The organism is Fictibacillus terranigra (assembly GCF_030412265.1).
Classification (GTDB): Bacteria; Bacillota; Bacilli; order Bacillales; family Fictibacillaceae; genus Fictibacillus_C; species Fictibacillus_C terrinigri.
Genome location: NZ_JAUHLN010000001.1, coordinates 510,953 through 528,794, shown reverse-complemented (window position 1 = coordinate 528,794; position 17,842 = coordinate 510,953). Strand labels below are relative to the sequence as shown.

The 17,842-nt window shown below is 47.4% G+C and carries 16 protein-coding genes; 6 read left to right on the top strand and 10 right to left on the bottom strand.

The genetic code is table 11. From position 1 onward, the window contains the following. Nucleotides 1-349: 349 nt before the first annotated feature. A complete protein-coding gene (locus QYF49_RS02620; protein WP_290398073.1) occupies nt 350-1,891 on the top strand; it encodes an MFS transporter in 1,542 nt (513 codons plus the stop codon). Between the two features lie 155 nt (nt 1,892-2,046). On the opposite strand, the gene QYF49_RS02615 is transcribed toward QYF49_RS02620, so the two are convergent. From QYF49_RS02615 to QYF49_RS02605, 3 genes are read right to left on the bottom strand one after another with little or no spacing between them, the layout of a single operon-like run. Continuing rightward, complete coding sequence (locus tag QYF49_RS02615) at nt 2,047-3,423, bottom strand: dipeptidase (RefSeq protein WP_290398072.1); 1,377 nt, start codon at nt 3,421-3,423, stop codon at nt 2,047-2,049. Nucleotides 3,424-3,450: 27 nt separating this feature from the next. Then, the gene (locus QYF49_RS02610) at nt 3,451-3,789 is read right to left on the bottom strand and encodes an MmcQ/YjbR family DNA-binding protein (RefSeq protein WP_290399023.1); all 339 of its coding nucleotides are present in this window, start codon (nt 3,787-3,789) and stop codon (nt 3,451-3,453) included. Nucleotides 3,790-3,832: 43 nt separating this feature from the next. After that, a complete protein-coding gene (locus tag QYF49_RS02605; protein WP_290398071.1) occupies nt 3,833-4,531 on the bottom strand; it encodes an ArsR/SmtB family transcription factor in 699 nt (232 codons plus the stop codon). 93 nt (nt 4,532-4,624) lie between these two features. Here QYF49_RS02605 and QYF49_RS02600 point away from each other — a divergent pair, with 93 nt between their 5' ends. Then, on the top strand, nt 4,625-5,227 hold the full coding sequence (locus tag QYF49_RS02600; RefSeq protein WP_290398070.1) for a flavin reductase family protein: 603 nt from the start codon (nt 4,625-4,627) through the stop codon (nt 5,225-5,227). Between the two features lies 1 nt (nt 5,228). Here QYF49_RS02600 and QYF49_RS02595 read toward each other — a convergent pair whose 3' ends face one another. The 3 genes from QYF49_RS02595 to QYF49_RS02585 form a co-directional block, all read right to left on the bottom strand. Further along, the gene (locus tag QYF49_RS02595) at nt 5,229-5,579 is read right to left on the bottom strand and encodes a DUF3147 family protein (RefSeq protein WP_290398069.1); all 351 of its coding nucleotides are present in this window, start codon (nt 5,577-5,579) and stop codon (nt 5,229-5,231) included. Then, nucleotides 5,563-5,979, bottom strand: a complete 417-nt coding sequence (locus QYF49_RS02590) for a MarR family winged helix-turn-helix transcriptional regulator (RefSeq protein WP_290398068.1) — start codon at nt 5,977-5,979, stop codon at nt 5,563-5,565. The genes QYF49_RS02595 and QYF49_RS02590 overlap by 17 nt, the downstream gene beginning before the upstream one ends. A gap of 79 nt (nt 5,980-6,058) precedes the next feature. After that, entirely contained in the window at nt 6,059-7,327 is a 1,269-nt protein-coding gene (locus tag QYF49_RS02585; RefSeq protein WP_290398067.1) for an MDR family MFS transporter, read from the bottom strand. A gap of 115 nt (nt 7,328-7,442) precedes the next feature. Between QYF49_RS02585 and QYF49_RS02580 the strand changes: the two genes are divergently transcribed. Then, nucleotides 7,443-9,221, top strand: a complete 1,779-nt coding sequence (locus QYF49_RS02580) for an ABC transporter substrate-binding protein (RefSeq protein ID WP_290398066.1) — start codon at nt 7,443-7,445, stop codon at nt 9,219-9,221. 39 nt (nt 9,222-9,260) lie between these two features. Here the strand turns inward: QYF49_RS02580 and QYF49_RS02575 are convergent, their stop codons facing one another. Beyond that, the gene (locus tag QYF49_RS02575; protein WP_290398065.1) at nt 9,261-10,691 is read right to left on the bottom strand and encodes an amino acid permease; all 1,431 of its coding nucleotides are present in this window, start codon (nt 10,689-10,691) and stop codon (nt 9,261-9,263) included. A 260-nt stretch (nt 10,692-10,951) separates the two neighbouring features. Here QYF49_RS02575 and QYF49_RS02570 point away from each other — a divergent pair, with 260 nt between their 5' ends. Beyond that, nucleotides 10,952-12,217, top strand: coding sequence for a sensor histidine kinase (locus QYF49_RS02570; protein ID WP_290398064.1), 1,266 nt, complete (start codon nt 10,952-10,954; stop codon nt 12,215-12,217). 55 nt (nt 12,218-12,272) lie between these two features. Here QYF49_RS02570 and QYF49_RS02565 read toward each other — a convergent pair whose 3' ends face one another. Next, a complete protein-coding gene (locus tag QYF49_RS02565) occupies nt 12,273-12,443 on the bottom strand; it encodes a fructose-bisphosphatase class II (RefSeq protein ID WP_290399022.1) in 171 nt (56 codons plus the stop codon). A 91-nt stretch (nt 12,444-12,534) separates the two neighbouring features. Then, complete coding sequence (locus tag QYF49_RS02560) at nt 12,535-13,410, bottom strand: LysR family transcriptional regulator (protein ID WP_290398063.1); 876 nt, start codon at nt 13,408-13,410, stop codon at nt 12,535-12,537. A gap of 144 nt (nt 13,411-13,554) precedes the next feature. Between QYF49_RS02560 and QYF49_RS02555 the strand changes: the two genes are divergently transcribed. Continuing rightward, nucleotides 13,555-14,580, top strand: a complete 1,026-nt coding sequence (locus tag QYF49_RS02555; protein ID WP_290398062.1) for a YeiH family protein — start codon at nt 13,555-13,557, stop codon at nt 14,578-14,580. Nucleotides 14,581-14,799: 219 nt separating this feature from the next. Then, the gene (locus tag QYF49_RS02550) at nt 14,800-16,002 is read left to right on the top strand and encodes an MFS transporter (protein ID WP_290398061.1); all 1,203 of its coding nucleotides are present in this window, start codon (nt 14,800-14,802) and stop codon (nt 16,000-16,002) included. Nucleotides 16,003-16,060: 58 nt separating this feature from the next. Here the strand turns inward: QYF49_RS02550 and QYF49_RS02545 are convergent, their stop codons facing one another. Continuing rightward, nucleotides 16,061-16,921, bottom strand: coding sequence for a glycerophosphodiester phosphodiesterase (locus tag QYF49_RS02545; RefSeq protein ID WP_425589536.1), 861 nt, complete (start codon nt 16,919-16,921; stop codon nt 16,061-16,063). Nucleotides 16,922-17,842 lie beyond the last annotated feature (921 nt).

The following is a 17,842-nucleotide window of genomic DNA, read 5'->3' as shown; positions in this document are numbered from 1 at the left end:
ATGTGTATCCGCCAAACCCTGAATCTAAACGACAGATCGCATCATATTTCCCGGAAAATAATCGACAGCATCCTAAGCGTTCTTCTTAACGTGAACAACAGCCTTTATGTCCTCCAAACGTAATAACCTTTACCGGTTTACGTTTAGACTTCTTCTGTTTTCGATCCGAACAGCAATTGCACTTGTTTTGCAACTTCATCACCCCCTTCTAGTAAACTATGATTATTTTCAATTTAGTGCTTGTACTTGAAAACTATTTTCCTTTATAAAAAATTTACTGTTCAGCCATCATGGATGATGGTATTCTAAATAATGGTATTTATTGAATATAAGGGGAAGTGGTGAAGGTATGGCTCAAAACAAAAGAATGGGATTTGTTGTTTTGGCAATGGCACTGGGGCTTTTCATGTCTTCGTTGGATAACACCATCGTTTCAGCCAGTATCAGTCAAGTGATCAAAGATATTGGCGGCTTTGATAAAATGAGCTGGATTTTCACAGCGTATATGCTGGCAGCGACCAGTACGATGCTCGTCTTCGGCAAGATGAGCGATTTGTTTGGACGTAAACTGTTTTATTTGATTGGAATCAGCCTGTTTCTTATTGGATCCGCCCTATGCGGAACCGCACAGAACATTGATCAGCTGATCTTTTACCGTGTCATTCAAGGGGTAGGATCCGGAGCAATTTTTCCGATCTCCTTCACGATCATCTACTCTGTCTCGACCGATCCGAAGCAAGCCGCGAAGATGTCGGGAATTTTTGCAGGGATTTTTGGTATTTCCTCTGTTCTCGGTCCGCAGATTGGCACATGGATATCAGAGTCTTCTTTATTAGGATGGAGATGGTGCTTTTACGTAAACATTCCTTTTGGCCTTCTGTCCATCATCACGCTGGCGATCGCCTTAAAAGAGTCCAAATCCGATCTTAAACCAAAGGTGGATTACTTAGGAACGCTGCTGCTCGTCTCATCTACGGTCCTTCTATTGCTCGGATTGGAGTGGGGCGGAAAGGATTATGCATGGGATTCCGTACAGATCATCGGACTTTTCTCCGGTGCTGCCGTGTCAATTGTGCTCTTCCTCTTCGTCGAACGAAAAGCGCAGGAGCCGATCCTTCCGCTTACCATCTTTAAAAATAAAATGGTCCTCGGAACGAGCATCGTCGTCTTTTGCCAGGGTGCCATCATGTTCTCGGCCATCACGTATTTGCCGATTCTTTCGGTCGCCGTTATCGGCAATGAAAACTCAAACAGCGTATTGACGCCCATGATGTTTCCTATCATGGTTGGAGCGATCATCGCCGGGTTTCTTTGTACCAAAATACGTTTTCGCACGATCATGGCCTTTGCGATGGGTGTTGGAGTGATCGAAGCTTATTTGCTCGGCACCATTACTCATGAAACCGGCAACTGGATGGTAACAGGAGTCATGATTGTACTGGGCCTTCTCGTCCTGGGGCCGCTCATGAGCGTTTCACAAAACGCTGTTGCACAGTCCGTTGATAGTAAGTACATCGGGATCGCCTCCTCTGTCGTCGGTTTTTGGCGCAGCATCGGCGGTGTCATGGGAGCTGCCATTACCGCTACGATCGTTAACAATGATTTAAAAGACAAAATGAAGGAGTTCGCGGCAACGTCCCAGCTGCCAGCGGATAAAGTTGAGCAGATGGCTAAGCCGGAAATCCTGATGCAAAAGGACATTCAGCTTCCTCCTCAAGTCGTCGGCTTTTTAAGAGAGGCGTTGGAAAAAGCCTTGCATCACGGCTTTTACCTCGCGTTAACCGCTTGTGCCATCGGGTTCATCGTCGCCCTGTTCGTCGGTGGCGACCGGTATGTGATGGGCAACCGCGGACAGAAAGCAGAAGTAAAAAAAGAAGTGCCGGCAAGTTAATCGATTGCAAAAACGGACTCCTTTGCGGGAGTCCCTTTTTTTATAGCAGGCGGTTCAGGCCAAATGGCCACTTAACACCAGACTCTGCCTCAATCCCTCTCACTTTTACCCGTAAAAAAACCCAGGCTCCTCCAGCCTGGGCGTTACTCCCTGATTTATAACTCGATCTTCGCTACATCCTCCCAATAATGGCACAGAACGCGCAGCCCTTTATCAAAGTTCTCCAGATGAAAGTGCTCGTTAGGCGCATGGAAGTTTTCACTCGGCAAGCCGAATCCCATTAACACAATCGGCAGGTTAAACAACTGTTTAAATGTGGCGATGATTGGGATGGAGCCGCCGCTTCGAATATAGGAAGTCTTCACTTCGTACACTTTTTCATAGGCATCACCAGCCGCCTGAACGTAAGGATGGTCGATCGGCGTCAAGTAAGGATGGCCTTGATCGAACCGATTCATCTCTACTTCGACCCCAGGAGGCAGATGTTTCGTAATGTGCTGTTTCAGCTGCTCCACGATCTTGTCAGGTTCCTGGTTCGGCACAAGACGGCAGGAGATCTTCGCATGGGCTTCTGAAGGCAGGACCGTTTTCAGACCTCCGCCTTGGTAGCCGCCATAGATGCCGTTCACTTCAAGGGTCGGACGGGTCCATGTCCGCTCAAGATAAGTGTAGCCTGCTTCACCGTATAACTCGTTGACACCCAGCTCCTTCTTTACTTCCTCTTCATTGAACTGAAGGGTAGCAAACTCTTCCTTCTCCTGCTCGGTCACGGTCAAAACATCATCATAGAAGCCATCGACCAGGATATGCCCGTCTTCACTGTGGAAGGAATCTACAATTTTAACGAGTGCATGAATCGGATTTTGAACGGTCCCTCCATAAAGACCGGAGTGAACGTCTCCGCTTGGTCCCTTCAAGTCGATCTGCAGACCGCACAATCCCCTGAGTCCATAGGTGATGGCCGGCTTCCCCTTTTCGATCATGCCTGTATCTGAAACCACGATCAGGTCTGCTGCCAACAAATCTTCGTGTTCTTCCGCAAAAGCGGGCAGGTTCGGGCTTCCCATCTCTTCTTCGCCTTCAATGCAGAACTTGAAATTCAGCGGCAGTGTACCCGTTGTCTCCAGGATCGCTTCCAACGCTTTAAAGTGCATAAACGTCTGCCCTTTATCATCACTCGCCCCACGGGCATAGAGCTTTTCATCACGGATCTCAGCCGAGAACGGCGGGCTGTTCCATAGCTCTACGGGATCTACCGGCTGTACATCGTAATGCCCGTAGATGAGCACCGTTGGCTTTCCCTCCGCTTTCAGCCACTCGCCATACACGACCGGATGCCCCTTTGTTTCATATACTTTAACATTGTCCATACCAAGCTGGCGGAGGGATTGTGCGGTCCATTCCGCTGCCTTCTCCATATCTCCCTTATGCTCGGTTTGTGTCGAGATGCTCGGAATAGCAAGAAAATCTTTAAGCTGTCTCAAATGGGCATCTCTGTTCTCTTCAAGATAATTTTCTATTTTTTCGTTCACGATACGAACTTCCTTTCCCTCACTAGTTTATTTGTCTTTGAGCATCTTCACCAGCCGCTTTGGTGCCGTCCGGCAGTATGCCTCAAGGATCAAGCTCTGAATCTCGTTCCAATTTAGACGGTCCGAAGTGTAAATGGAGGTCCAGCCGTGCTGGCCTATGTAAGCCGGTCTGAAAAAACGCTCGTCCTGCAAAAGGATCTCCTGTGTTTCTGGCAGTGTTTTCATCGCCAAAGAAGTTCCCTGTTCATTTTCCCCCATGATGACGAAAGGCTTGTCCTTCACACGGAAGGACGTATGGCCAAAGCCATCAATCTGCTCCGTCACTTCCGGAAACCCTTTGCAGATCTCCCGCACCTGCTGAAGCATTCCCTTGCCTGCCTCAGAAAAAATTTGTTTATGGCTTGCCACTTTACGTTCCCTCCTTCGAATGATCAATGCCGAACGTTTTTTTCAGGCCGTCTTTCCCCTCTTCGGTCACCTTTACCGCACGATTTTGAGGAACACGCTGAATCCATCCCAGCTCTATTAACCGTTCTAAAACCGCTTGGCCGAGTGCACCTGCCAGATGATGGCGCCGTTCACTCCAGTCCAGACACCGGTAAGAGAACGACCGGCGTTTCTTGCTTACCGTTTCGAGTGGAATTCCCAGTTCTTTAAAAAATAGCTCACCCTTTTCCGTAACACGGAAGTTCTCGTGGTCTTCACGTAAAACACCCGTTTTCAAAAGTGCATCCGCGAGTTGGACTCCGAGGCTCCCCGCCAGATGGTCATAGCAGGTTCGTGCATACCTCATCGCCTTATCCTGCGAGGACTGCTTCAGCGATTTAATTTTGACAGGCGGTGCTATGAAAAGAAAAGACTCCATCACCTTCGCGATCTCTTCGTTCTGAATGCCGTAATAACGGTGCCGGCCCTGTTTTTCCTGTACGATCAAACCGGCTTCCTGCATTTTTGAAAGATGAAAGCTCGCTGTCTGAGGTTTGATGCCAGCCATAAAGGCAAGTTCGCTGGCCGTATGAAACCGGCCGTCCATCAAAACTGTCAGCATCGCCGCTCGTGAAGATTCACTCACGATCGAAGCTATCTCGGCCACATTCGATTGTGCCATCCCAACATCGCCTCCTTTTACATCCATACTTCGATGAACATCGAAGAATTCCTGCTCTACAATAAAATCACGTTAAAAAAAGGAGCGAACGATATGAAAGAAATCCAAACGATCACACCGAAAATCCTATACTACGGCACCCCTGTAATCCTGCTGACCACCTTAAACGATGACCATACAACCAATATCAGCCCCATTTCATCTTCCTGGGCGCTGGGCAACAGCATCATTTTAGGCATCGGCCTCGGTGGAAAGGCCATTGAAAACTTGGAAAGCACACCAGAATGCGTACTGAACATCCCGGACGCCTTATTATGGGAGAAGGTCGAGAAACTCGCTCCCTACACGGCGAAAGATCCAGTTCCTTACGAAAAACAGATGCTGGGGTTCACCTGCAAAAAAGACAAGTTTACTGAATCTGGCTTCACATCCACACCATCGGTGAGCGTCCAGCCGGACCGAATCCAGGAATGCCCGCTTCAAATCGAAGCAAAAGTGGAGCAGATCCGTGTTCCTGATTATTCACCGTTCTTTGCTATCGTGGAGACACAGGCCGTAAACGTTCATGCTCATCCAGAAATCATCACAGGAACAAACCACATCGATCCTGCCCAATGGCGGCCTTTAATCTATAATTTCAGGCACTATTTTGGCCTTGGAGAAGAACTCGGGAAAACGTACCGTTCAGAGACGTAACCTAGCGAAAATTGAGCAGAGCCCCTGACAAGAGGAATTTTTGAACAAGCAGGCACAGTCCCCAGCCTCCGATACCGAATACGACCGCCAGAAAAAAAGGAACCGCATGCTTAAGTGATAGAGCAACAATGAAAATCAGAACGATGGTGCTCGGCAGCCCGTACAGCACGCCATACATAAACTGGCTCAAGTGATCCGGCCGCTCTCCTTGAGTGTAGAGCCAAAACAAACTCAGCAGGCTGACCAGCGGAAGTGCCGCCACGATTCCTCCATAGCGCGGTGAATGTTTGGCAAGAGCAGTAATCATACCAATGACCAGTGCCGATATTGTAATTTTAACGACCGTATACATGTTTTGCCTCCGTTCTAAGCTTCTCAAATGCGTCCATCAGACTCTTCTGCTCGTCCTTGCTCAAACGGTCCAGGACAGCCTGCAGTTTTTGTTCATCGAGTTCGGTGTTCCGTTTCAGTGCGTCTTCACCAAGCACAGTCAGCTTTACAAAAACCGTCCTTTTGTCTGAAGCTGATCGTTCTTTCTCTAAATAACCTTTATCGATCAGCCGTTTCACATGCTCGGATGCAGAATGATGCGTCACTTGCAAAACATCGGCCACATCAGCAACCGTCGCATCCTTCTTCTTTTTTACCGCCTGCATGCACCTCACGTTTTGGTGGGTTAATTTTTCTTCATGTCTGTAATGCAGCAAATAATACAGATCTGTCCATAGTTCATTAAAGAATGAAACATCCATTTTCTTCACCTCTTTTTATATCGTACAATACGATATATTTTTAAGCAAGAGGGAGGCGCTCTTAAAACGCCTCCTTTTTTTAAACAGCTGCTGCTTTCTTTGTTTCTTTTTTAACAGTCTTGTTCAGTGGTCCCGTAACTTTTGTAAAACAGTAGATTCCAAGCATCCCGGACACGAGATAAGCGAGTGCCATCCCCCAGGATGGGACGAATGATCCGATCGTGATGCCGGCCGCTCCAAGAATTTTAGCCATCTGGAAGGTTAAGCCCTGAACCGCCATATAGGAGCTTCGCGCATCATCATTTACGATATCAGCCATAATCGATTGCTTGACCGGTACGTACATGAGCTCGCCGATCGTAGCGATAAAGATGGAAACGAGCAGCAGGGCGACCGAATTGCTGTAGCCAAGCACAGCGTAACCGGCTGTGTACATCCAAAAGCCGGTATAGATGACTTTCTGATCCGAATATCTTCTCATCCAGCGCGTAACAAGCACGGTTCCCGCAACGACGAGCACTGTATTCAATGTCCGGATCCAGCTGATCATCCGCAAGCCGTCGAGCTGGTAGGTAAACCAGTCGCCGAACGATACCATTTGAGAGGTGAATTCGTCCTCAAGCCGCACGGAGATGTAGTTTCCTGTCTGAAACTCAATCGCGACGATGAGAGTGGATGCTAAACAAAACCACAAGAACACTTTATCTTTCATGACCGTTTTGTAGTTGTTGGCCATGTCCCTGAACACGTTGATCTTTTCAGGATTTGCGGCAGTCTTGGTGTAGGACTCTCTCATCACATAGGTGACAAGGTACAGCGTGAGGATACTGACGGCTGTTATAGCTATAAACAGTTCAAAACGGTGAGACTTAAACAGGAATCCCCCTGCAATGGAACCGAGCGCGATGGACAGGTTGACCGCCCAATAGTTGATGCTGTACATGAATTTCCGGTTTTCCTTCGTGCTGACGTCAATCAGCATCGCCTCAGCCGCCGGATTCATCAGCCCTGAGCTGATGCTTTGGATAAGCATCATGAACGATGTAACCCAGGCGGAATCATACCAGGGGGAATTGGCGGCCGTCATAAACAGGAATGCGGCCACAGTAATCAGCTGTCCGATGACCATGACCTTTTTACGGCCGACCCTGTCCGCGACATACCCTCCATAAAACCCAACCAAAATGGAGACAAACACGTTGATCAGCAGGATGATTCCCGCGAGCGCCTGACCCATTTTGTCCGACAGGTAGATCGCCATAAACGGAAAAATCATCGTTCCAACGGCACGTGTCATAAATGACGTTATAATCCTTATCTTTATATTCGGATGTAAATCTCGAAACATTCTTTCTCCCTCCTTTTACCAGTTCTTCTATCTGGAGTTTATTTTCCTCTAGTAAAAGGGGAAGAAAAAGTGTAAAATTCAGAAAAGAATTTCACCTTTTATGGAGGAAACCGGCATGGAGATCCTGGATTACTACATCACCCTGCACTTGCAGCATCCCGAACAAAAAGAGGAAGCCCCTGCAGAAGTCACCATCAGCCAGCTGGAAACCTTATTTTTCTGTACAAAGCGAAACGTCAATCTTCTCCTAAAAAGGATGGGCGAGGAAAAGTGGCTCACGTGGATCCCGGGGAAAGGGCGCGGGAACCGCTCGAAAGTGCTTTTCCATTACAGTCTGGAAGAGGCCGTCGACGCCTATTTCTCAAAGCTGCTGGCAAAAAATCTGATCACGGAGGCTGCGGAATTCCTGAACCGCCCGCTTCTTCCTGAGCATTTAGCGAAAAAACTGCAGAGCCGTATTCAGGACAACTTCGGGCTTCATGTCAAACAGACCGTATCCAGCCGGGTGGATCTTTTGAAGATTCCGATGAGGCGTCCGCTCGCCGCACTCGATCCCGCTCATTCCTATTCGGCAGCAGAAGCTCATTTTGTCCGGCAGATCTTTGATACGCTCGTGAACTTTAATCCTGTCACCGAGAAGTTTGAACCTCATCTTGCCCACCATTGGGACGTGGATCCTGAAAGAACCGAGTGGACCTTTTATTTGCGGAAAAGCGTTCGGTTTCACCACGGGCGAATCCTTACTGCACAGGATGTAAAGTATACGCTGGACCGGCTGCGGGATCCTTCGATAAGATCACCATACCTCCATCTGTTTTCCGAGATCCATACCATCCAAACGTTCAATGACTACACAGTGAGGATTATTTTAAAACGGCCGAACGTGTTCTTTTTGCATTACTTGAGCTCCTTCCATGCACCAATTTTGCCGCATGATGTACCGATTGTAACCGGCAAGGAGCTCATTGGAACCGGTCCGTTTAAAGTAACGGAGTATAACGAAAAAGTATTTATCCTTGAAGCCTTTGATGAACACTTTAACGGCAGGGCACTGCTTGACCGTGTAGAGCTATGGTTCGTCGAGCTGAACGCTGACCGGATCGTGCACTATGAACTGCCGGGAAGTGAGGGAATGGAAAACCGCGAGATGAGGGTAGACAACAACGGCTCTCAATATTTAGTCTTTAATTTCCAAAAAGATGGCCCGCACCATGACCTTTATTTCCGCAAGGCCATCGATGAGCTCATCGACCGGAACCGCATGATCGCAGAGCTTGGCGGACGGCGAAACAGTCCGGCAAGCAGCATGTGGGCGGAGCGGAGCAAGCTTTCAGCGTTTCATCCAGCTTCCATCGATCGTGCGAGGGGCTTATTGAGCAAAAGCTCCTATCAGGGAGAGACTCTTACCTTTAAGTACTTGGACTATACGAGCGAGGGCCTCCGGGAAGCAGAATGGCTTCAGAAAACATTTTCTCGGGCCGGCATTTCGGTTGAGCTGTCTCCTTACACCCTGCTGGACCCTCAGCCGTTGGACGCTGAAATCCTCTCCAAGGGCGAAGTTCTCGAACGCGATACCCAATACGGCTTCCTATCTTTTATAAAAAGTGAGCGGAGCATGCGTACTCTTTTGTCTGAAGAGCAAATCGGCATATTGGACGATCACCTGGCCAGGTTTACCCGTGAGGAAAGTTATGAGGAACGCGATTTAATTTTAGAGGAGATCGAAACGTACATGGAAGACGAAAAGATCCTTCTCCACTTGTATCACATCGCCAAACAATGGAACTATCCGGTGCTGTTGAAGGGCGTTCGGCTGAATGACTTCGGCTGGGCGGATTTCCGAAAGCTATGGGTGAAGCCTGAAATCGGGAATAATAATGAAAAAGGGAAATAAACGGTGTCTGGCACCGTTTATTTCCCTTTTATCTATGATTTAGTTCTTTACTGACACCGCAGATCCTGAGCTTTCTCTGCTCTTCTTCCTGTTGATCAAAGGATAGATGATAAAGCCTGCAAGGAACAAGCCAATCCCCAGAGCAAATGTTTTAATATCCGCTGTACCTGTAATAATGACCCATACCGAGTAAATAAGTGCTAAAATCGCGATAATGACGTCCATGACACGTGATCCACCGGAAGTTTCCCCTTTTAACGTCAGCTTCAGGAAAAAGACAGCTGAAACTAGATAAGGAATCAAATAAGCAAGCGTGGCTGCTGTCGTTAAGAACGTATACGCCTGGCTGATGGTGCCTGAAATGGTAGAGAAAATTAAAATCTGTGACATCACATTTGTGACTGTAAGCGCTCGTGTCGGGCTTCCCTTTTTGTTCACTTTTGCAAAGTAGGCAGGAAACGTTCCCGATTTTGCCGCCTGATAAGGAACCTCGGAGCTTAACAAAATCCACCCGATCGTTGCCCCAAATAAGGAAACGAGTGCAAGGATCGCCATCACCTGTCCGCCCGCACTTCCAATCAAAGCAGTAAGCGCGTCAACAAATGGTTTGTCCGATGCTTTTAACACGTCCTGAGGCAGGATCCCCATCGTTAGAAGCGTAATCGCCATGTAGATGACAAGCGCAACGATAAGGCCGAAGATCGTAGCGCGGCTCACATCCCGCTGCGACTTCGCGCGCCCTGATAAAATAACGGCGGATTCAATGCCGATAAACGCCCATAACGTTGAGATGGCTGCCAGTTGCACCTGGCTGAACAAACCATGTGATGTTCCGCCTTCCTCCACGACAGGTGTATAGAAATCACCGAAGTTGGAAGACTGGAATGCAAAAAGGGCAGCAACAATAAAGAGTGCAAAACCAGCAACCTTGGATGCTGTCGCAACAAAATTCAATTTCCCTGCTCTGTTCATGCTGCTTACCAAAATAAAGTGAATGCCCCAGAGCAATACCGTGCATACGCCAAACGTTATGATTTTACCGAGCCGGATATCCTGTGAACCGATGGAAAACACAACATTTTCAGCTCGCATAATCGGCAAGAACGCAGACAAGTAGCCAGCAAAGCTAGTGACCATGGCCACGTTGCTGATCCAGTTGGCTACCCAATACCCCCAAACCATGCTAAAGCTTGCTAAGTTCCCTTTTTTCTCTGATTTGAATAGCGCGCGTGCATAGCTTTGCGGTCCTGCAGTTAAGTCTGGACGGCGAATCGACAGTTTACTGAAAATGAGTGCAATCATCATCACCCCGAAGCCTGTAACGAGCCAGGCAAAGGTAACTCCTAGCGGGCTCGCCGTTTGTGCCAGTGTACTCGGAAGCATGAATATGCCTGAACCCACCATATTTCCGATAACGAAGGCCGCTAAAAGCCAGAACCCCCATTTTTTCGTTGTATCCGTTGTATGCATCTAAATCTATCCCCTCTAATATAAAAAAACGCATGGCTGTTCACCACCGCGTTTCATAGTGAAATCTGTTTTATAGTTTATTACTTTACCATGCTAATATATCAGACAGATAAAGAAAGTGTCAACCCGACGGTATCTGGTCATAGTGGTATATTTTAACTATTGACTCTAGTTTTCCATACCTGCCTTACTTAAAAATCTTGTCCACTTTGTGTACAAAAGGTAAAATATACCTAAAATCAACAGGATGTGAATAGCACATGGAGATCACTGTGCACTTCTGGTTTAACCTCTCATTGCTCATTGTATTGCTCTTTCTTTGCCTGCTTGGAACTGGAAAATCCCACGCCCAGGAGCGCTACCGGAAAATGACCTATGTTTATTTCACTGTATCCCTTGTTCTTTGTTATTTGTTCTCCTATAAGCTCAGCAGCAGCATGTACTTGGACCTTCGAAATATTCCGGTCATCGCCGCCGGTTTTTATACGGGGTATGCTCCCCTCTTTTGTTTGATGGCTGTACTATTAAGGGCCTTTTACGGGGTTGACACCGGCTTTTTCTTAAATATTCTGCTTTATGCCGTGCTCGGCGTTTCCTTGTGGCGCCTCTCGCCCTGGTTCCTTAATCTCTCGTCTAACTACAGGGTCGCTTTATCTTCCCTCTATACATTGATCATCAGCTTTTTAACGATGATATTCACCCAGATGATGTTCTCTTCAAAAGAGCTTGTAGACGTCTGGTTTGCCTATATGGTCATTCCGCCGCTCGGTGTCGGCATGATTTCGTATTTTTTGGAGCTGATTGATAAAAATATGGTGCTGCGGGAGCATGTTGTGAAAACAAGGAGGCTTGAAGCCGTGGAACAGATGGGGGCAGCGATCTCGCATGAAATACGAAATCCGCTGACTACGGCGATGGGTTTTGTCCAGCTTCTTCAAGAAGAGGATACCTATTATGAAAAGCGCACCGAATATTTGTCCCTCGTAAAAAGTGAATTGGAATCAGCAGAAAGAGTGATTCAGGATTACTTGACGTTTTCTAAACCTTCCATCGTTTCTTTAAGCCATATCTATCTTCACGACGAACTTCATCATGTCATTAAAATACTTCATCCGTTCGCTAACCAATATTCCGTAGAAATTACAGAAAAACTGGAACCGGTATCATCCATTTATGGAGACCGGCAAAAGATACGCCAGTGCTTTTTAAATCTCGTAAAAAATGCCATTGAGTCGATGCCGAGCGGCGGACAGCTTACCATCGAATCCATCGCTACACCATTACAGGCCATGGTCCGGATTGAAGATTCAGGAGTCGGCATGACCAAACACCAAATGGACCGCTTGGGTGAGCCTTACTACTCAACGAAAGGATCCAAAGGCACCGGTCTTGGAATGATGGTCGTGTACAGCATCGTCCGAGCAATGAAAGGCAACATTAAAGTGCATAGCAAGGTCGGAAAAGGAACGGTATTCATACTTACCTTTCCCATTCAGCCCGAGTCCTCACAGCCCCAGAATTCTTAATTCTAAAAGTAGAGACTCCTCTGCGGGAGTGGTTTTCATCATAAAACCCGCCATCTTAATGGCGGGTCTCGATAAATTGAAAATAGCTGCCTTTTCCGCCCACGGTGATGAACGAGTGGGTAAATAGGGCTCCTCCGCTTTTTTTGCGGACACCATTCAAGAGAATGCCATCTGTAATGCCTGTCGCGACAAAGAAACATTGGTCACTTTTCACGAGATCATCCATATCTTTTCTGCAAAACAGCAACCTCCCTTGATGTATTGCTCTTTTGTAGAATAGTACTACACTTTTTCGGGAAACGCACAAAAAACAAACCTCATCCCTGCTTCAGAACCCTCAAAAACACTTCCATTGCCTTCGTCCGAAATTCCGTATCCTGCGTGACCAGCGTGAACTGGCGCTGCACCGGAAAGCCCGTCAGATCAAGGACTCTAAGCGTTCCTAGAGCCAACTCCTTCCGTATCGTCCATGTGGAAAGAAAAGAAATGCCGAGCCCTGCTTCAACCGACTCTTTAATGATCTGTGTGCTGCCGAACTCCATGACCGAACCTGGAGTAATGTGGTGGTCAGTAAACATCTGCTCAGTTGCCTCACGGGTTCCGGACCCCTGCTCGCGGACAATCCACGTTTCATCCTCAAGATCCGAGAACGAAACCTCTGCCTTCTGAGCAAGCTCATGTCCGGCTGAAACAACTACCACCAAGCTGTCTGCCGAAAACCGCTCCATTACGACGTGCTCATCTGTCATCTTACCTTCAATAATTCCCATATCAATCTGCCGGGTTGCCACTTGATGAACGATTTCTCGGGTGTTGCCGATCATGATGGACGGATGGATCCTCGGAAATTCCAAACGGATCGATGCGATGATGTGAGGCAGGATATATTCACCAAATGTATAGCTTGCACCAATGCTCAGTCTGCCGCTCGGTTCACTCATCAAGTCAGCGACAAGCACATTCATCTTCCCGTGCAATGATAAAATTTCCTTCGCGTGATGATAGACGATCTCACCAGCCTTTGTCATCTGCACCATCTTGTTGCTGCGCTCCAGCAGTTTCGCGTTCATTTTCCCCTCTAAGTTTTTAATGTATCGGCTCACTGCCGGCTGGGTGATATGCAAAGCTTCAGCAGCATTCGAAAAATTGGCTTTTTCAACGACTGTCACAAACACGTACAGCTCCTGATCCACAGTCTCTCCCCTCCGTTTTTAAACATCTGTTTAAATCTTAGTTTAACTCATTTATAACAAATTAGTTATCATCAGCATCCAAAAGAGTGATTTTACTTATACATCGTACGGGAGTAACATGAAATCATACAGGAGGAACGGCCTATGGAATACACCGAAAAATCGAATAACATCGTAAAAGGTTCGCGCCTGTTTTGGCTTGCCGGCATTGGTTTTACCTTTTTTATCGCGATCCTGGGATTAGGCTTATCCAAACTGCCTGGATTCGATCACATTGGACCGCTTGCCAGTGCGATCCTGATTGCAGTCGTTTTCCGGCAAGTTTCCGGCTATCCTGAAAAACTCAGGTCAGGCATCGAGTTTTCATCAAAAAGACTGCTGCGCTTTGCAATTATTTTATATGGATTAAAACTAAACATCGACATTATTTTTCATCAGGGGCTGCCTCTGCTCGTCCGGGGCATCGGATCCGTTGCCTTCGCTATCCTTGTGATGTACGCACTATCCAAATGGCTGAAAGCTGACGCTTCGATCTCCCTGCTGCTTGGTGTTGGTACAGGTGTGTGCGGAGCAGCGGCCATTGCCGCCATCTCCACGATCGTAAAATCCAGGGAAGAAGACACGGCGATCAGCGTCGGGATCATCGCCTTGATGGGGACGCTGTTCTCTATCCTTTATACTGTGCTCCTGCCCTGGCTCCCCTTGTCGGACACCGAATATGGAACGTGGGCGGGCATTTCCCTGCATGAGATCGCCCATGTCGCATTGGCGGGTGCACCGGCCGGCCAGGATGCTTTGGCGGTGGCCTTGCTCGCAAAACTGGGGCGCGTCTTTCTGCTCGTTCCGCTCTGCTTTTTCTTTATGTATCGGATGAAAAAACGCTCACCCGAAAAGCATGAAGACGCGGCAAAAGTAGAGTTCCCCTGGTTTCTCATCGGATTCATCGTCATGAGCCTGATCGGCAGTTATATCTTGGGTGGCGTCATTCCCGTCTCCTCACGAGTGCTGGATGACATCTCAAACCTCAGTACCTTCATCCTTACGATGGCGATGGTCGGACTCGGCTTGAACATCAGCTTCCATGCACTTCGAGACCGTGCACTTCGTCCGCTCGCCGCGATGACTGTGACCTCGGTCATTTTATCCGTGCTTGCCTTTTTCACCGTTTAAACCTTCTTGGAACTTTAATTCAGGAAGGTTTTTTTTATGTTTAATCGTGCTTCATTTGTTATATTTAATAATGTGTAATAACTGATAGGTTTGTTAGCGGCCTCTTGAAGGAAGCAAACGGCGACTCTCTTAGAATGTATCTGGACGTACATGAGGAAGAGGAGCGTCTGACGAAGAAGATGGCCTTTGATCACAAACCGTTACAAGGAGATATCATTTATGAGAAAAAATTGGATCCGGCAAGTGGCTGTCATTGTTCTTGTCTGGATGGCGTATATGTTTTCGTTTGTGGACAGACTTTCGTGGCCTCCTGTCCTTCCTCTTGCTGCAAAAGAGATGGGATTGTCAGCGGCCGATGCCGGAAGCTACATGACTGCGTTTTATATCGGGTATGTGATTACACAGTTTCCGGGCGGCATACTGACCGACCGGTTCGGCTACCGGAAAGTGCTGCTGAGTTCGTATTTTATGATGGGGATTTTCACCCTTACGATGTCGACCGTTCATTCTTTTGAGCAGGGATTTGTCTTCCGGCTTCTGGCAGGGCTCGGCTCTGGTGCAATCTTTGCGGCATCTCTCGCTGCTATATTCGATCATATCTCCCCTAAACGAAGAGGGATCGCGATCGGCTTTTTCATGACAGCCACTTCGCTTGGAGTGACTGTTGTGAACTTGTTTGTACCTTCGGTTGCTGCCGCTCACGGCTGGCGTTCTGCTTTTATCGTTGCGGGGCTTCTGCCCATCGCGGGCATCGTGCTAAGCTTCTTTTTCCTGAAAGAAACCAGCAGCTATCAAGGAACAAAGAAATCCGTCTCTTCCATGAGTGAGATCCTCACCGTTCTAAACAATAAAAACCTCATTCTCGCAGGAATTGCAGGATTTGGCGGACTTTGGGCAACCTGGGGGACCGCCACTTGGGCCAATGCGTACTTAAACCATTCGCTCCACCTTTCGTTAGTTGCGGCGGGCAAAATGATGGCTGTTTATGGCATGGCGGGTCTTTTGTGCAAGCCGCTCATCGGATTCGTGTCCGACTATCTTAATAAAAAGACGATCGCGTTTTGGGCGCTGTTTTTGTTCGCACCCGTTCTTATTTGGTTTGGTGTAAACACACATACAGGAATTCTCTTCACACTCACGGCGATCCTTGGGGTCACAGCATTCATCTATAGTCCCGTGATGACCGCCATTATCGGCGAACTGGTGGAAGAGCGGCTTGTCGGGACAGCGATGGGCCTCGTCAACGCGATTTGGCAGCTCGGTTCACTCATCTCCCCGCTTGTTGTCGGCATGGTGGTGGATGCTACCTCAAGCTACTTCTACGGATTCCTTGTACTCGCTTCTGGTCCGTTAATCGGTGCCATCATGATGCTTTTCGTCCAAGCAAAAGCAAAAAAGGCACAAAAGCTCAACGCCGCATAAAGGCTGGTGCAGCGAAAAAGCCGCTCATCCCCCATGAGCGGCTTTTTTCATTCTTTTTTTATTTTCTCTGTTCCTTCAGCAATTGATGAAGCCGATCTGGGAAGTTCGTGAACATGCCCGTTACACCCCAGTCGATCAGGCGCTTCATATCAGCGGTTTCGTTCACCGTGTACGGATGCAGCTGAAGCCCGCTTTTTACTACTTTTTGAACATAGTTTTGATCGAGATACGTAAAGTTCGGCCCGATTCCAACGGCATATTCTTTCCATGCGGCGATTTCAGCGTCAGTTGCGACTGCTGCTTCTTTATAAGACAGCAATTGGACGAGTTTGATCGACGCATCCAGTTCCTTTACCCTCAGAAGGCTTTCCTTACTGAACGATTGAATCAATAAAGTGCGCTTATTGATTCTGTATTTATCCACAAGACGAAGAAGCTCTTCCTCCATGCCCGGGTAAATATCTGGCGCTTTTGTTTCAATGTAATAGTTTCTATGGTTGCCAAACCGCTTAAAAATCTCTTCTAACGTCGGAACCTTTAGGCCAGCATAATCTTCATTGGCATATTGCGGATACTTTTCATTAAACCAAGAACCGGCGTCAAGCTGCTTAATTTGTTCCAGCGTCAAATCTTTCACTCGGCCCGTTCCGTCCGTTGTCCGGTCTACAGTCTCATCATGCATCGCAATGAGCTTGCCGTCCTTCGTCATCTGCAGATCAATTTCAATGTAATCTCCATGAAGCCTTTCACCCATTTTATAAGAGGTGATCGTATGTTCAGGTGCATAGCCTGAAGCCCCTCGATGGGCCACGTCTACGACTTTCGTTCTGTGATCAGCCGCCTCCACTTGTGTAACCACTCCCGATCCCATTCCAATCAATGCAGCAGACAATGCCATCGTTCTCATGATTCCCTTCATCTTGCCCTTTCCCCTCTTTCATTCATAGTCTCTTAATCTATCATTGGATAAAAATTGAAATCCGCTATGATCATATCAGAGAAAGTGAATTGTAAAAAAGGGTATTTTTACCTATGATGTAAATGAATGGAACAATTAATCCTTAAAAAGGCCATGCCGTTTAAGGAATAAGGAAAATTTTCTGCTTGCATAAAGTCAGGATAATAGTAACAGATCAATGTTAAGACAGTTAAATATTTGGTAAAGCATTGATTGAGCATCTCTTAAAATTACGTGAACTTTATGTAAACAGGCGTATTTTAAGACCGGATAACAGTGTAAACATCCTTTAAAAATGCATCATAATCCAAGTCATTGGCAATAACAGAATAATCATTTTGGCCTGGATTGATCACCGGGTGATCCCTAAAGTCGGCTACCGTGATGCCTTGGCCAAATGTGGATGCGGCTTCGACAATCTGAACATTTCTTTTTACGTACTTAAAGATGGACGGATTAACAAGTGCACTGACAGGAACAAGGTCATGGAAAAACAGCGAATAAACTTGATAGCGATTTACAGGTTATAACCGCCCTTCAGAGGGGGCTGAGTCTGGCAACAGCGGCCTTGCTTCTCACTGGACAAATTTCAATCACCGGGGTATTTGTGACACCAGGTGGATTTCGTCCCTCTTTAGGAGGACCCTTGACCTGATGTACACGATTAGAAGGCATTGGCAGCGGCCAGGCTGCCACCACTCTTATCGATGTCATTGACAGCGCCTCGCCATCCTGCTGATTGCTGACCAAATCCGTGTGACAGGAAGCTTCATCGGTTCCTCACGCTTCACAATTAATGTCAGTGGACCCATTTTCGGCGTTCCTAAGCCTGTTCCTTCCCTTCCTTACATCAAACGGGAGTCCGCCGTCTTCCAAAAAATT

What these genes read in the sequence shown, in the direction of transcription:
- QYF49_RS02620 (WP_290398073.1), top strand. Translation starts at nt 350, where the DNA reads ATGGCTCAAAACAAAAGAATGGGATTTGTTGTTTTGGCAATGGCACTG.
- QYF49_RS02610 (WP_290399023.1), bottom strand. Translation starts at nt 3,789, where the DNA reads ATGCTTCAGCAGGTGCGGGAGATCTGCAAAGGGTTTCCGGAAGTGACG.
- QYF49_RS02605 (WP_290398071.1), bottom strand. Translation starts at nt 4,531, where the DNA reads ATGGCACAATCGAATGTGGCCGAGATAGCTTCGATCGTGAGTGAATCT.
- QYF49_RS02600 (WP_290398070.1), top strand. Translation starts at nt 4,625, where the DNA reads ATGAAAGAAATCCAAACGATCACACCGAAAATCCTATACTACGGCACC.
- QYF49_RS02595 (WP_290398069.1), bottom strand. Translation starts at nt 5,579, where the DNA reads ATGTATACGGTCGTTAAAATTACAATATCGGCACTGGTCATTGGTATG.
- QYF49_RS02590 (WP_290398068.1), bottom strand. Translation starts at nt 5,979, where the DNA reads ATGGATGTTTCATTCTTTAATGAACTATGGACAGATCTGTATTATTTG.
- QYF49_RS02585 (WP_290398067.1), bottom strand. Translation starts at nt 7,327, where the DNA reads ATGTTTCGAGATTTACATCCGAATATAAAGATAAGGATTATAACGTCA.
- QYF49_RS02580 (WP_290398066.1), top strand. Translation starts at nt 7,443, where the DNA reads ATGGAGATCCTGGATTACTACATCACCCTGCACTTGCAGCATCCCGAA.
- QYF49_RS02575 (WP_290398065.1), bottom strand. Translation starts at nt 10,691, where the DNA reads ATGCATACAACGGATACAACGAAAAAATGGGGGTTCTGGCTTTTAGCG.
- QYF49_RS02570 (WP_290398064.1), top strand. Translation starts at nt 10,952, where the DNA reads ATGGAGATCACTGTGCACTTCTGGTTTAACCTCTCATTGCTCATTGTA.
- QYF49_RS02565 (WP_290399022.1), bottom strand. Translation starts at nt 12,443, where the DNA reads ATGGATGATCTCGTGAAAAGTGACCAATGTTTCTTTGTCGCGACAGGC.
- QYF49_RS02555 (WP_290398062.1), top strand. Translation starts at nt 13,555, where the DNA reads ATGGAATACACCGAAAAATCGAATAACATCGTAAAAGGTTCGCGCCTG.
- QYF49_RS02550 (WP_290398061.1), top strand. Translation starts at nt 14,800, where the DNA reads ATGAGAAAAAATTGGATCCGGCAAGTGGCTGTCATTGTTCTTGTCTGG.
- QYF49_RS02545 (WP_425589536.1), bottom strand. Translation starts at nt 16,921, where the DNA reads ATGAAGGGAATCATGAGAACGATGGCATTGTCTGCTGCATTGATTGGA.